The 13,607-nt window shown below is 68.8% G+C and carries 13 protein-coding genes; 2 read left to right on the forward strand and 11 right to left on the reverse strand.

From position 1 onward, the window contains the following. Positions 1 to 681: 681 nt before the first annotated feature. The 8 genes from QLQ12_RS22675 to ruvC all read right to left on the reverse strand — a co-directional run bounded on the left by QLQ12_RS22675 (position 682) and on the right by ruvC (position 9,901). The gene (locus tag QLQ12_RS22675; protein WP_282762316.1) at positions 682 to 3,075 is read right to left on the reverse strand and encodes a RelA/SpoT family protein; all 2,394 of its coding nucleotides are present in this window, start codon (positions 3,073 to 3,075) and stop codon (positions 682 to 684) included. Positions 3,076 to 3,261: 186 nt separating this feature from the next. Beyond that, on the reverse strand, positions 3,262 to 3,825 hold the full coding sequence (locus QLQ12_RS22680) for an adenine phosphoribosyltransferase (RefSeq protein ID WP_407651536.1): 564 nt from the start codon (positions 3,823 to 3,825) through the stop codon (positions 3,262 to 3,264). A 116-nt stretch (positions 3,826 to 3,941) separates the two neighbouring features. Next, positions 3,942 to 5,108 (reverse strand): protein translocase subunit SecF, encoded by a 1,167-nt coding sequence (secF, locus tag QLQ12_RS22685; protein ID WP_282762317.1) that lies wholly within the window; start codon positions 5,106 to 5,108, stop codon positions 3,942 to 3,944. 1 nt (position 5,109) lies between these two features. After that, positions 5,110 to 7,029, reverse strand: a complete 1,920-nt coding sequence (gene secD / locus QLQ12_RS22690) for a protein translocase subunit SecD (protein ID WP_282762318.1) — start codon at positions 7,027 to 7,029, stop codon at positions 5,110 to 5,112. Between the two features lie 165 nt (positions 7,030 to 7,194). Further along, on the reverse strand, positions 7,195 to 7,584 hold the full coding sequence (gene yajC / locus QLQ12_RS22695; RefSeq protein ID WP_282762319.1) for a preprotein translocase subunit YajC: 390 nt from the start codon (positions 7,582 to 7,584) through the stop codon (positions 7,195 to 7,197). Positions 7,585 to 7,731: 147 nt separating this feature from the next. Then, a complete protein-coding gene (gene ruvB / locus QLQ12_RS22700; RefSeq protein WP_282762320.1) occupies positions 7,732 to 8,778 on the reverse strand; it encodes a Holliday junction branch migration DNA helicase RuvB in 1,047 nt (348 codons plus the stop codon). Then, a complete protein-coding gene (gene ruvA, locus QLQ12_RS22705) occupies positions 8,775 to 9,377 on the reverse strand; it encodes a Holliday junction branch migration protein RuvA (RefSeq protein WP_282762321.1) in 603 nt (200 codons plus the stop codon). Before ruvA ends, ruvB begins: the two co-directional genes overlap by 4 nt. Then, positions 9,374 to 9,901: a crossover junction endodeoxyribonuclease RuvC gene (ruvC, locus tag QLQ12_RS22710; protein ID WP_282762322.1), complete on the reverse strand. Its 528-nt coding sequence runs from the start codon at positions 9,899 to 9,901 to the stop codon at positions 9,374 to 9,376. Before ruvC ends, ruvA begins: the two co-directional genes overlap by 4 nt. 100 nt (positions 9,902 to 10,001) lie before the next feature. Here ruvC and QLQ12_RS22715 point away from each other — a divergent pair, with 100 nt between their 5' ends. Continuing rightward, the gene (locus QLQ12_RS22715; RefSeq protein WP_282762323.1) at positions 10,002 to 10,526 is read left to right on the forward strand and encodes a hypothetical protein; all 525 of its coding nucleotides are present in this window, start codon (positions 10,002 to 10,004) and stop codon (positions 10,524 to 10,526) included. Here the strand turns inward: QLQ12_RS22715 and QLQ12_RS22720 are convergent. Genes QLQ12_RS22720 through pdxT form a run of 3 tightly spaced genes read right to left on the reverse strand, consistent with a single transcriptional unit; the run spans position 10,523 to position 12,479 of the window. Then, positions 10,523 to 11,080, reverse strand: a complete 558-nt coding sequence (locus QLQ12_RS22720) for a Uma2 family endonuclease (protein ID WP_282762324.1) — start codon at positions 11,078 to 11,080, stop codon at positions 10,523 to 10,525. The two genes, QLQ12_RS22715 and QLQ12_RS22720, sit on opposite strands and share 4 nt — an antisense overlap. 31 nt (positions 11,081 to 11,111) lie before the next feature. Beyond that, positions 11,112 to 11,864, reverse strand: a complete 753-nt coding sequence (locus QLQ12_RS22725; RefSeq protein WP_282762325.1) for a YebC/PmpR family DNA-binding transcriptional regulator — start codon at positions 11,862 to 11,864, stop codon at positions 11,112 to 11,114. An 18-nt stretch (positions 11,865 to 11,882) separates the two neighbouring features. Beyond that, on the reverse strand, positions 11,883 to 12,479 hold the full coding sequence (gene pdxT / locus QLQ12_RS22730) for a pyridoxal 5'-phosphate synthase glutaminase subunit PdxT (RefSeq protein ID WP_282762326.1): 597 nt from the start codon (positions 12,477 to 12,479) through the stop codon (positions 11,883 to 11,885). Positions 12,480 to 12,672: 193 nt separating this feature from the next. Here pdxT and pdxS point away from each other — a divergent pair, with 193 nt between their 5' ends. Then, on the forward strand, positions 12,673 to 13,569 hold the full coding sequence (gene pdxS, locus QLQ12_RS22735) for a pyridoxal 5'-phosphate synthase lyase subunit PdxS (protein ID WP_282762327.1): 897 nt from the start codon (positions 12,673 to 12,675) through the stop codon (positions 13,567 to 13,569). Positions 13,570 to 13,607 lie beyond the last annotated feature (38 nt).

Raw genomic sequence — 13,607 nt, forward strand, 5'->3', positions numbered from 1 at the left:
GGCTGGTCCACCCCCCGCTGTTTGGTTCGGGGGGCGGCCCCCCCCCCACCCCCCCCCCCCGGCCACATCGCATTGCGCCCGCCAGAGCCCGCAAACAATGATGGTGCGCGGAAACCAAAGTCTCCGCGCACCACGAATTCATTTCAGCAACCGCGTTCGAGCGGCTGGTGACTACTCGGAAATCAGTAGCAGAGCTGCTTGCTGTCCACGTGACCGATGCTCCTGTCGGTCTGAACAACCACACGCAGGCCGTAGCACAGGCCCGGGCCGATCGAAACGGACCTCGCCCACGGACCCTTGTGGCCCGTCCCGACAGAGCAGTTGGTCTTGTTGACCTGCTGGCGGCCACCAGGCTTGTAGAAGAACGCGATCAGTTCACCGCCGGCCGGGATGGAACTCGGCTTCCGCTGAAGGTAGTAGTCAGGGTAGGCGGTGTAGCCGCGACCACTGATGCACTAGTCGATGTTGAAGCCGAGGACGGTGGCGTTGTTACAGCCGCCGGGGCTCTGCGCCATCGCGGGCGACGAAGCGCCGAAAACGGCGGCACCCATGGCGATGATGGAAGCCGCTGCGGTACTGGTGAATTTGCGCAATTGAGTTCTCCCCGCTGAAGATCAATCGGACGGGGAGGCACGTATCACGATCTTCTATATTGATCAATATTGACGGGACGGGCTCTGGTCAGGCCCCCGAGGTCACCCGGTAGGCGTCGAACACCCCATCCACCTTGCGGACCGCGGCGACCAGGTGGCCGAGGTGTTTCGGGTCGGCCATCTCGAAGGTGAACCGGCTGACCGCCACCCGGTCACGGGTGGTGGTGACCGTCGCGGAGAGGATGTTGACCCGCTCCTCCGACAGCACCCGGGTCACGTCGGCCAGCAGTTTGTGCCGGTCGAGCGCCTCCACCTGGATCGCCACCAGGAACGTGGACGCCGACGTCGGCTTCCAGCTGACCTCGACCATCCGCTCGCTCTGGTCGCGCAGGTCCTGCGCGTTGGCGCAGTCGTCCCGGTGCACACTCACACCGCCGGAGCGGGTGACGAACCCGAAGACCGCGTCACCGGGCACCGGAGTGCAACAACGGGCCAGTTTCACCCAGACGTCCGAGACGCCCTTCACCACGACACCCGGGTCCTGCGCCTGGCTGCGGTTGCGCGGCGGCCGGGTCGCGACGGCGGTCTCGGCGATGTCCTCGACCGCGCCCTCCTCGCCGCCGAACCCGGCGACCAGTTTCTGCACGACCGACTGCGCGGAGACGGCGTTCTCCCCGACCGCGGCATAGAGCGAGGCCACGTCGGCCAGGTGCAGGTCGCGGGCGATCGTCATGAGGTTTTCGCTGGTCAGCATGCGCTGCAGAGGCAGACCCTGCTTGCGCATGGCCTTGACGATCGCCTCCTTGCCGTCCTCGATCGCCTCCTCGCGGCGCTCCTTGTTGAAGTACTGCCTGATCTTCGTCCGGGCGCGAGGGCTCTTCACGAAGCCGAGCCAGTCCTGCGTGGGACCGGCCGTCGCCGACTTGGAGGTGAAGATCTCGATCACGTCGCCGTTGGAGAGCGGTGACTCCAGCGGCACCAGCTTGCCGTTGACCCGCGCGCCGATGCACTTGTGCCCGACCTCGGTGTGCACCGCGTAGGCGAAGTCCACCGGCGTCGAGCCGGTCGGCAGCGGGATCACGTCGCCCTTGGGCGTGAAGACGTAGACCTCCTGGCTGGAGAGGTCGAACCGCAACGCGTCGAGGAACTCGGACGGGTCACTCGCCTCACGCTGCCAGTCGAGGAGCTGCCGCAGCCAGGTCATCTCGTCGATGTGCGCCGGCGGGCCGACGATCGTCGCGCCCTTCTGCTCCTTGTACTTCCAGTGCGCGGCGATGCCGAACTCGGCGGTGCGGTGCATCGCGAACGTGCGGATCTGCATCTCGACCGGCTTGCCGGTCGGGCCGATGACCGTCGTGTGCAACGACTGGTACATGTTGAACTTCGGCATCGCGATGTAGTCCTTGAACCGGCCCGGCACCGGCTGCCAGTTCGCGTGGATGACGCCCAGCGCGGCATAGCAGTCGCGGACCGTGTCGACCAGGATGCGGACGCCGACCAGGTCATAGATGTCGTTGAAGTCGCGGCCCCGGACGATCATCTTCTGATAGATCGAGTAGAGGTGCTTGGGGCGGCCGGTCGTCTCAGCCTTGATCTTCGCCGACTTGAGGTCGAGGCTGACCCGGTTGGTCACCTGGCGCAGCAGCGCCTCACGCTGCGGCTGGTGCTCCCCGATCAGGCGGTTGATCTCCTCGAACCGCTTGGGGAAGAGGGTGCCGAAAGCCAGGTCCTCCAGCTCCCACTTGATCGTGTTCATACCGAGGCGGTGGGCCAGCGGGGCCAGGATCTCCAGCGTCTCCTTGGCCTTCTGCTCCTGCTTGGCGCGGGGCAGGAAGGTCAGGGTGCGCATGTTGTGCAGCCGGTCGGCCAGCTTGATGACCAGCACCCGCGGGTCCTTGGCCATGGCCACGACCATCTTGCGGATGGTCTCGGCTTTCGCCGCGTCACCGAGTTTGACCCGATCGAGTTTCGTCACGCCGTCGACCAGCAGCGCCACCTCGGCGCCGAAGTCGTTGCGCATGCTCTCCAGCGAGTAGTCGGTGTCCTCGATCGTGTCGTGCAGCAGGGCGGCCACCAGCGTCGTGGTGTCCATGCCCAGGTTGGCCAGGATCGTCGCCACCGCGAGCGGGTGCGTGATGTAGGGGTCGCCGGACTTGCGGTACTGCCCGGAGTGCCAGCGGGCCGCGACGTCGAACGCCTTCTGCAGCGCCCGCGCGTCGGCCTTGGGATGGCTGGCCCGGTGCGTGGCGATCAGCGGCTCGAGGACCTCGCTGACCTGCGTGCTCTGCCATGGGGCGTTGAAGCGGGCGAGCCGGGCCCGCACCCGGCGCCCGGTGGGCGCGCTGGCGAGGCCGAAGCTGCTGCCCGGCTCATCCGCGGGCGCGAGAGGCTGGGTGGTCTCGGGGTCGCCGGGCATATCATCGCCCGAGTTCTGGGTCGGTTGCACCGTGCCCTCCGCCGGAGGGGCGACGTCGCTGGACACCGAGCTCCTCACACCTTCGCCGGGAACTCCGGCCTGACCAGGCCGGAGTTGTCCATCTAAGTTAGGACCATCTGAGCCAGGGTTGGTCACCTTGGAACGCCCATCCTACCCGCACCGCCTCACCGAATACCCCGGCCGAACCTACGAATAAGCAGGCCCGGCCGGGCGAAGAACATCGAAGACGGATCAAACGGTCAATAGCGCGTGTACCGTGCGCGGGCCGAGCCGTTCCCGGCCCTTCAGGAAGCCCAGCTCCATCAGCACGGTGAAGCCGGACACCACGCCGCCCGCCTGCTCGACCAGATCCATCGTCGCGCCGGCGGTGCCACCGGTCGCCAGCACGTCGTCGACCACCAGGACACGCTGTCCGGGCACGAAAGCACCCTCGTGCACCTCCAGGGTGGCCTCGCCGTACTCCAGCGCGTACGTCGCGGAGAAGGCCGGTCGCGGCAGCTTGCCGGCCTTACGGACCGGGACCACGCCGACGCCGGTCGCGTACGCGATCGCGGCCGCCAGCACGAACCCGCGCGCCTCGACGCCCGCCACCACGTCGAACGAGCCCGGCCCGTAATGGGTGACGATGCCGTCGATCACCCGCTTGAACGCCGGGCCGTCACCGAAGAACGGCATCAGATCCTTGAAGACGATGCCCGGTTTCGGAAAGTCCTGCACATCGACGGTGCCTCCGGCGACCAGGGCTGCCAGTTCCGGCCCGCTGTCGCCGGTCACCGAGGGGTTCTCGCTACTCACGGCGGACAGCCTAGAGGATGCGCCCGGCCGTCCCACCGGCACCGCGACAGCGGTCCCAACGAGCGGCGGCCCGCCACCCCGATGGGGGTGGCGGGCCGCCGGTGCTCGGAGAGGACTCAGCGACGCTTGCCGCCGGGCCGGTTGCCGGCTCCGCCGCCGCGCTTGGCCACCGGGCGGGCGCCCGGCCGCGGCGTGGTGCCACCGGCGAACGCCGGCACGTCGTCCGCGGCGGTGACGTTCGCGGCGCGGTTGCGCTCGCCACGCCCCGGCGCCTCGTCCGGCCGCTGTGCCCGCCGGGCCAGCACCCGGGCGTTGTGCACCTTGATCCGCGGCTCCTGGTCCTTCAGGTAGCTCAGCACCGGCGCGGCGAAGACGATCGACGAGACCACACCGACGCCCATACCCACGAAGAGCACCAGGCCCAGGTCCTTCAGGGTGCCCGCGCCGAGCAGGCCGGCGCCGATGAAGAGCACGCCGCCGACCGGCAGCAGCGCCACCAGACCGGTGTTGAGCGAGCGCATCAGGGTCTGGTTCACCGCGAGGTTGGTCGCCTCCGCGTACGTCCGGGTGCTGCCCGCAGTGATGCCGCGGGTGTTCTCCTGCACCTTGTCGAAGACCACGACCACGTCATAGAGCGAATAGCCGAGGATCGTCAGGAAGCCGATCACCGTGTACGGCGTGAGCTCGAACTTGAGCAGCGAGTAGACGCCCGCCGTGAAGACCAGGTCGAACATGAGGGAGGCGAGTGCCGCCACCGCCATCCGCCACTCGAACCGGACCACCAGGTACGCCGTAACCAGCACCAGGAAGATCACCAGGCCGAGGATCGCCTTGTCGATGACCGCGCCGCCCCAGGCCGAGGAGACCTGCTGGTCGCTGATCTGGGTGACTTCGATGCCGAGGTCACCGGCGAGGGTCGCCTTGGCCTCCTGCATGTCCGGCGCGGACAGCGCCGCCGAGCGGACCTTGAAGTTGGCCTCCGCGCCGGAGCCGACCTGCTGGGCGGCGTTGACCTGCGCCTCCGGCTCGACCGACTGGACCGCGGCGCGCACCGCCTCCTGGACCCGGTCCTGGGTGAAGGTCTTCCCGGCGACCTGCGACGGGACGGAGAACTCACTGCCGCCGGCGAACTCGATGCCGAGGTGGAAACGGTTGATCCCGAAGCTGCCGAGGGCGATCAGCACGAGCACGGCCGCGACGGTGAACCACATCTTGCGGCGGCCGATGATGTTGATGTTCGCCTCGCCCTGGTACAGGCGGTTGACGAAACCGGATCCGGCCATGTCAGGCCTCCTTCACGCGCGAGGAGACGGACTCCTCGGTCTGGCTGCGGCGCAGAGCACGGCCGAGGCCGCTGACCCTGGGCGACAGGAACGCCTTACGGCTGGCGAGCAGCGTCATGATCGGGTGCCGGAAGAGGAACACCACGACCAGGTCGAGCACGGTCGAGAGACCGAGCGCGAAGGCGAGACCCTGCACCTGGCCGATCGACACGATGTAGAGAACCACGGCACACAAGATCGTGATGGCGTTCGCCGAGATGATCGTGCGCCGGGCCCGGTGCCACGCCCGCGGAACCGCGCTGCGCGGGCTCCGGCCCTCGTGGATCTCGTCCTTGAGCCGCTCGAAATAGATGACGAACGAGTCCGCCGCGACACCCAGTGAGACGATGAAACCGACGATGCCGGCCAGGGTCAGGGTGAAGCCGATCGAACGGCCCAGGAAGACCAGGGCGCCGAAGGTGAGCAGGGCGGACAGGCCCAGGCTCAGGAAGATCACCAGACCGAGCATGCGGTAGTAGAAGAACGAGTACACCGCCACCAGCGCGAGGCCGATCGCGGCGGCGAGCAGACCCGCTTCGAGCTGCTGGCCACCGACGGTCGCGGTGATGGTCTGGGCCGGGCCGGCCTGGAAGGTCACCGGGATGGCGCCGAAGTTGAGCTGGTCGGCGAGTTCCTTGGCGCTGGCCGCGTTGAAGTCACCGGTGATCTGCGACTGGCCGGTGAGCACGGCCTGGATCTGCGGGGCGGAGACGATCGTCTTGTCCAGGACCACGGCGACCGCGCAGTGATCGGCGTTCTGGTAGAGCGAGCTGACCGCGATGAAGCAGGGCTCGTTGGGGCCCGCCTCGAACGCCTTGCGGGTCAGCGCGGCCCACTTTGTCTGGCCCTCGCTCTTGAATTCGAGCGAGACGACCCACTGGTTCGTGGTGGTGTCGAGCTGCTGCGCGGCGTTGCTGATGTCGTCGCCGACCACCTCGGCCTTGTCCAGCAGCACCTTGGCGCCCCGCTCACAGGCGACCACCTGGCTGTCGATGGCGTCGATCGCGCCGTTCGGCCGCGCCTCCAGCTGGGCACAGCTGATCGTCGGGACGTTGAACTGCATCTTCGGGTCGAGCGCGTTCACCTCGACACCGCTCAGCGAGGCGAACGCCTTGAACGGCAGGCCGGCCTCGGGGTCCGTGGAGAGGTCCACCGGAGCGGTCAGCTTCTCGGCGGCGGCCCAGGCGGCCCCGACCTTCTTCGCGACCGCCGCGCGCTGCTCCTCGATCTTCGCCGTCACCGGGGCCGGAGCCGCGGCGGAGGCCGACGCGGACGGGGCCGGGGCTGACGCCGACGGAGCGACCGACGCGGAGACGCTGGGGCTCGGCGCGGGGGCGCCGCCACCCTGGCCACCGGTCGGCGCCGACGCGGAGGCGGCCGGAGCGGCGGGAGCGCTCGCGCCCTTCGAACCGACGACGGCCGGAGCCGCCGAACCGGACGGCGCCGCGCCGCTGGCTGAGGGGCTCGGCGCCGGGCTCTGCGGGTTCAGCGCGGCGGCCGCCACGTCGCCGGTGACTCCGACGAGCAGACGGAACCGCATGTTCGCGGCCTGCTCCAGGCCTTTCAGCTGCTCCTCGGCCTTGCCGGCCAGCGAGACGACGATGGTGTTCTGGCCCTGGATGACCACCTCGGCCTCGGAGACGCCGAGAGCGTTGACCCGGCTCTCGATGATCTCGCGGGCCCGCTCCATGGCCTCCGGGGCCGGCGGGCCGCCGAGCTGGGAGGCGATGTAGGTGGCCTGCGTGCCACCGATCAGGTCGAGGCCCAGCTTCGGTTCCAGGCGCTGCTTCCAGCCGCCCTCGGCGCCGGCGCCGAAGAAGACGAGCAGATAAAGGACGACGAAGACCAGACCGAGCACGCCGAGTTGGCGTCCAGGATGCATCTGTCCCTGTGGTGGTCGTGCCACGGCTGTTGGTCTCCCTGTGCTTTCGGCCGCGCGCCCGCGCGGCGCTATCTGTCTGTGACCGGCCGTCGACTGTCGAACGGCGGGCTGACGCACCGACCCGAATAACTCATGCGCGGGCCGGTGCGTTCGGGATTTCGAGGATCAGTCCTGCTTACGAGTCTCGGTGGCGGGGCTCTCCGGCTCCTCCGCGTCCGCGGCGGGCGCGTCCACGTCGGGCTCCGGGATGACCTCGCCGGTCTTCTGAACGACCCGGGCGATCGCGGGACGCGCGAAGCGCACCTCGACGCCGGGCGAGATCTCCAGGAGCACCTGATCGTCGGCCACGCTGACGACGGTGCCGTGGAGGCCGCCGATCGTGACGATCTCGTCGCCCGGTCCGAGTGAGTTCTGCATTTGCATCGCCTCACGACGACGCTTCTGCTGTGGGCGGATCATGAGGAAGTACATGACACCGAAGAGCAGCGCGATGATCAGGAAAAACGAGAGGTCACCGCCGCCACCGGCGGCTTGTGCGTAGCTTGCCTCAAGCACGAAAAAGGGCCTTCCGTCAGCCGCCGGCGCAACGGGTGGGCGGGCGCCGCGGCGATATGCAAATCCGGATGGAACGGCGGCGAGTCTAATGGGTCAACCTGGAGATAACGAATGCGGCACACGTCACGTTCACATCACGAGCAATATTCACGCGTCTCGGGCGAACAGGTCACCTTGGAACACGCCGCCCCGCCCGTCTGTCGGCGGTGTCCGCCCCAGATGCGCCCAGCCGGCCTCGGTCGCCACCCGGCCCCGCGGGGTCCGTGCCAGCAGACCGGCCCGCACCAGGAACGGCTCGCACACCTCCTCGACCGTGTCGGACTGCTCACCCACCGCCACGGCGAGGGTGGACAGGCCGACCGGGCCGCCCTTGAACGAGTCGATCAGGGCCCGCAGCACGGCCCGGTCCAGCCGGTCCAGGCCGAGCTCGTCCACGTCGTACACCTGGAGGGCCGCTTTGGACACCGCCTCGGTGACCACGCCGTCGGCGCGCACCTCGGCGAAGTCACGGACCCGGCGCAGCAGCCGGTTGGCGATACGCGGCGTGCCGCGGGAGCGGCGCGCGATCTCCGCGGACCCCTCCGGCGTGATCTTCACACCCAGGATCCGGGCCGACCGGTGCAGCAGCGTGTCCAGGTCGGCGTGCGAATAGAAGTCGAGGTGCGCGACGAACCCGAAACGGTCACGCATCGGCCCGGACAGCAGACCCGCCCGCGTCGTGGCACCGACCAGCGTGAAGGGTTCCACATCCAGCGGGATCGCGGTCGCGCCCGGCCCCTTGCCGACCACCACGTCGACCCGGAAGTCCTCCATGGCGCTGTAGAGCAGTTCCTCGGCCGGTTTCGCGATGCGGTGGATCTCGTCGATGAACAGCACGTCACCCGGCGCGAGGCCGGTCAGGATCGCGGCCAGATCGCCGGAACGCTCGATCACCGGGCCGCTGGTGGTCCGGATGCCGGTGCCCAGCTCCGCCGCCACGATGTTCGCCAGGGTCGTCTTGCCGAGACCGGGCGGCCCGGACAGCAGGATGTGGTCGGGCGGGGTGCCCCGGCCCATGGAGGCCTTGAGCAGCAGTTCGAGCTGGTCGCGGACCCGGTGCTGGGCGATGAAGTCGGCCAGCCGGCGAGGCCGGACGCTGGCCTCGGCGTCCAGGTCCTCGTCGAAAGCGTCCGGAGAGACGAGTTCCTCGCTCATCGGCTCTTGCCCAGCAGCCGGATCGCCTGGCGCAGCAGCACCGGAACCGGCGGCGCCTCGCCGTCGATCGTCTCGCCGACCGCAGCCACCGCCTGATCGGCCTGCGACGCCGTCCAGCCGAGCGCGAGCACGCCCTGACGGACCTGCTCCTGCCACGCCCCGGCGAGCATCCCGGCGGAGCCGGTGTCACCGAACCCGATCGGGCCGATCTTGTCCTTGAGCTCGACGATCATCTTCTCGGCGCCGCGCTTGCCGATGCCCGGCACCTTCGTCAGCGCCGCGACGTCCGCGCCGGCCAGAGCACGGCGTACCGCATCGGGTTGATGCACCGCGAGCACCGCCTGCGCGATCCGGGGGCCGACGCCGTTGGCCGTCAGCAGCAGGTCGAAGAGCTGCCGTTCGCCGTCGTCGGCGAAGCCGAAGAGGGTGAGCGAGTCCTCGCGGACGATGAGCGTGGTCGCGAGCCGGGCCTCCGCGCCGGTGCGCAGCCCGGCGAGCGTGCCGGGCGTGCAGAAGACCCGCATGCCGACGCCACCGACCTCGACCACGGCACTGTCCGGAAGGATCGCGGTGACCACACCGCGCACGCTGGCGATCATCGGCTGCTCCTGCGGGCGGCGGCGAGCGCCGCGGCTTGGATCCTCGCGCGGGTGCCCCCACGCCAGATGTGGCAGATGGCGATGGCGATCGCGTCGGCCGCGTCGGCCGGTTTCGGCGGCGCGTCGAGTTTCAGCAACTTGGTCACCATGGCGGTGACCTGTGCCTTGTCGGCGGTGCCGGAGCCGGTGACGGCCGCCTTGACCTCGCTCGGGGTGTAGGTCTGCACCGGCAGACCGGCCCGCGCCCCGGCCAGGATCGCGACCGCGCTCGCCTGTGCGGTGCCCATCACGGTCCGCGCGTTGTGCTGCGAGAAGACGCGCTCGACGGCGACGCTCTCCGGTTGGTACGCGGCGACCAGCTCGGCGAGCGAACGGTCCAGGTGCAGCAGGCGCTGCGAGATGTCCTCGTCGGGTTCGCTGCGGACCACGGTGTAGCCGATCAGCTTCCCCGGCCGCCCCGGCATTCCTTCGACGACGCCGACGCCGCATCTCGTCAGCCCCGGATCGATGCCGAGCACGCGCACCAACTGTCTCCCCTCGCGTACGTGTGTTCGACACCCTAGTACGCCCTCCGCTTGCGCCCTCCCCCGACACGCCTCGACGATGGGTCGAGGAGGTTCAGCCATGCACCTCATCCCGCCGATGGACGACGAGCCGCCACCGGACTTCATCGCCTTCGTCACCGCCCACGCCTCCTCGTTGCGCGCCGAGTCGTCACGGCTGGTCGGCGGATCGACGGTGGCCGACGAGATCTATCGCGAGATCCTCGTCGATCTGGCCGGGCACTGGCGGCGCCTGCGCTGGCGGGGTCGGGCCGGGAGTTACATGCGGCAGCGCCTCGCCGCGCGCACCGGGCAATGGCGGGAGGACCAGGTCTACGAGGTGGAGGTCCGCGTGCTGCGGCCTCCGCGACCGGTGGTCCCGCCGGTCACCGTCGGCGGAAGCCTGGCGCTGCGCAAAGCCGCGATCCTTCCGGGTACGGCCAGAGCCGACCTGGACGCGCTGGCCGACGCGGAGATCGCGTGGGTCCACGCGTACTTGCAATGGCAGTGGCGCCGGGTGGCCCGTTACGCGATCGGCAGCACCCTGCTGGTCGGCGGCATCATCCAGTACATGTCCTGGCTGAGTGGCGGCAGCCCACCGACCTAGGACCTGGCCCGGAACTCGATCTCCAGCTCGGAGAGGCGAGCCGAGCGCTCCAGCCGGTAGACGGGACCGTTGCCGGTCAACTCCAGGCGATGCAGGAGCACCCCGCCGTCGTCGTGCGAACGCTCCGGGGTCCGCTCGACGATCCAATATTCCGGGATCCGGCGTTCCGCATACCAGAGCGCCTTGTCGGTGTATTCGCCGTTCTCCGATCCTTCCGACACGATCTCGATGACCGTCTGGAAGGCCGAGCCGCGCAGATTGGAGAAGTCCGCGAGCTCGGGTGGGAGCTCCTTGACGACACCCACGTCAGGGAGGCGGAGATCTCGCGGCCGGTCCCCTCGCACCCCAGTGTCCTGGAATGCCTCAAGACCGGCCGCGCACAGCATCTGCACGAGCCGCCGCGCCATCAACTTATGCCAGAAGGTCGATGGCGTCATGATGACGAGGTTTCCCTCGTGCAGTTCGTAGCGATACTCCTTGGGCAAGAGGGCGAGATCATCGACATCCAGGTCTTCAATCCGCGGCAGGCGGAACTCCGTCATGAACGCAAGCACCCCCTCACCCTACTAGCTCCATGACATCAAGTCATGCGTCAATAGCGGCCATTACCTCGTCGGAGATGTCGGCGTTGGAGAAGATGTTCTGCACGTCGTCGCAGTCCTCGAGAGCGTCGATCAGCTTGAACACCTTGCGGGCCGCCTCCTCGTCGATCGGCACCGTCATCGTCGGCACCAGCGACGACTCCGCCGAGTCGTAGTCGATGCCGGCGCCCTGCAGCGCCGTCCGCACCGCGACCAGGTCGGTCGGCTCGCTGACCACCTCGAACGAGTCGCCCAGGTCGTTGATCTCCTCGGCGCCCGCGTCGAGCACGGCGAGCATCAGATCGTCCTCGCTGAGCCCGGCCTTCGGGACGATGATCACGCCCTTGCGGTTGAAGAGGTACGACACGGAGCCCGCGTCGGCGAACGTGCCGTGGTTGCGGGTGAGCCGGGTGCGCACCTCGGTGGCCGCCCGGTTCCGGTTGTCGGTGAGGCACTCGATCAGGATGGCGACCCCGTTGGGGCCGTAGCCCTCATACATGATCGTCTGCCAGTCGGCGCCGCCGGCTTCGAGACCGGAGCCCCGCTTGACCGCGTTGTTGATGTTGTCGTTCGGGACCGACGACTTCTTCGCCTTCTGGATGGCGTCGTAGAGCGTGGGGTTACCCGAGACGTCACCACCGCCGGTCCGGGCCGCGACCTCGATGTTCTTGATCAGCTTGGCGAACATCTTGCCGCGCTTGGCGTCGATGACGGCCTTCTTGTGCTTGGTCGTCGCCCACTTGGAGTGGCCGGACATGCGTAACCTCCGCTTAGATCAAAGAGCCTGGCGGACCATCTCGACGAAGTACCGATGGACACGAAGGTCGCCGGTGAGCTCCGGGTGGAAAGCCGTGGCGAGCAGGTTCCCCTGCCGAACGGCCACAATCCTACCGGCGGCGGCGCCTTCGGCCACGCGCCCCAGCACCCGCACGTCGCCGCCGACCTCCTCGACCCACGGCGCGCGGATGAAGACGGCGTGGAACGGGCCACCCTCGATGTCGTCGATCGCCACCTCGGCCTCGAACGAGTGGACCTGGCGGCCGAACGCGTTGCGCCGCACGGTCATGTCGATGCCCTGGAAGGACTCCTGGTCGGGCCGCCCGTCCAGGACGTTCGAGGCCAGCATGATCATGCCGGCGCAGGAGCCGTACACCGGCATGCCGTCGGCGATCCGCTTGCGGATCGGGTCGAGCAGCCCGAACGAGACCGCCAGGTTGCTGATCGCGGTCGACTCCCCGCCGGGGATCACCAGGCCGTCGACGTCGGCGAGTTCCTCGGGACGGCGGACCGGGCGGGCCAGCACGTCCGACTCGGCCAGCGCGGAAAGGTGTTCACGCACGTCGCCCTGCAGGGCCAGCACTCCGATGTTCACAACCCCAACTCTAGGGTCGGCGTGTCGCGCCGCGGAAACGGCCCGCACTTGATGACCTTCGCCACCCGGCCCGGGCATTTCTCCTGGCCCGGAGGTAAAGCAGGCCACCGGGGAGCCGATTGGCTATCGGAGCGCGTATCACCGCTTCGTAGGATCCCGTTCACCAGATAACCCGCACGAGGAGCCGAAAACCATGTCTGAGAACCAGCCCGCCGTCGGAACCGCCCGCGTCAAGCGCGGCATGGCGGAGATGCTCAAGGGCGGCGTGATCATGGACGTGGTCAACGCCGAGCAGGCGAAGATCGCCGAGGACGCGGGCGCCGTCGCGGTCATGGCACTGGAGCGCGTCCCGGCCGACATCCGGGCGCAGGGCGGCATCTCCCGGATGTCCGACCCCGACATGATCGAGAACATCATCAACACGGTCTCCATCCCGGTGATGGCCAAGGCCCGGATCGGCCACTTCGTCGAGGCCCAGGTGCTGCAGTCGCTCGGCGTCGACTACGTCGACGAGTCCGAGGTGCTGTCCCCTGCCGACTTCGCCAACCACATCGACAAGTGGCAGTTCACCGTGCCGTTCGTCTGCGGCGCCACCAACCTGGGCGAGGCGCTGCGCCGCATCACCGAGGGCGCGGCCATGATCCGCTCCAAGGGCGAGGCCGGCACCGGCGACGTCTCCAACGCCACCACTCACATGCGCAAGATCCGCGCCGAGCTCCGCCGCCTGCAGACGCTGCCCGAGGACGAGCTCTACGTCGCCGCGAAGGAGCTGCAGGCGCCGTACGAGCTGGTCAAGGAGGTCGCCGAGGCCGGCAAGCTCCCGGTGGTCCTCTTCACCGCCGGCGGCATCGCCACCCCGGCAGACGCCGCGATGATGATGCAGCTCGGCGCCGAGGGCGTCTTCGTCGGCTCCGGCATCTTCAAGTCGGGCAACCCGGCCCAGCGCGCCGCCGCGATCGTCAAGGCCACCACCTTCCACGACGACCCCGACGTGATCGCCAAGGTCTCCCGCGGTCTCGGCGAGGCCATGGTCGGCATCAACGTCGACGACGAGCCGGTCCCGCACCGTCTGTCCGAGCGCGGCTGGTGACCTGCCGGTAACGCTTTCCCGAGAAGGGCTCCGCATCG

The sequence above is a fragment of the Actinoplanes sandaracinus genome (assembly GCF_030009775.1).
GTDB lineage: Bacteria > Actinomycetota > Actinomycetes > Mycobacteriales > Micromonosporaceae > Actinoplanes > Actinoplanes sandaracinus.

Bases quoted from the DNA above. Each gene is read 5' to 3' on its own strand.
- secF (WP_282762317.1), bottom strand. From the start codon at position 5,108: ATGGCCGGATCCGGTTTCGTCAACCGCCTGTACCAGGGCGAGGCGAAC.
- secD (WP_282762318.1), bottom strand. From the start codon at position 7,029: ATGCATCCTGGACGCCAACTCGGCGTGCTCGGTCTGGTCTTCGTCGTC.
- ruvB (WP_282762320.1), bottom strand. From the start codon at position 8,778: ATGAGCGAGGAACTCGTCTCTCCGGACGCTTTCGACGAGGACCTGGAC.
- ruvA (WP_282762321.1), bottom strand. From the start codon at position 9,377: ATGATCGCCAGCGTGCGCGGTGTGGTCACCGCGATCCTTCCGGACAGT.
- QLQ12_RS22715 (WP_282762323.1), top strand. From the start codon at position 10,002: ATGCACCTCATCCCGCCGATGGACGACGAGCCGCCACCGGACTTCATC.
- QLQ12_RS22725 (WP_282762325.1), bottom strand. From the start codon at position 11,864: ATGTCCGGCCACTCCAAGTGGGCGACGACCAAGCACAAGAAGGCCGTC.
- pdxS (WP_282762327.1), top strand. From the start codon at position 12,673: ATGTCTGAGAACCAGCCCGCCGTCGGAACCGCCCGCGTCAAGCGCGGC.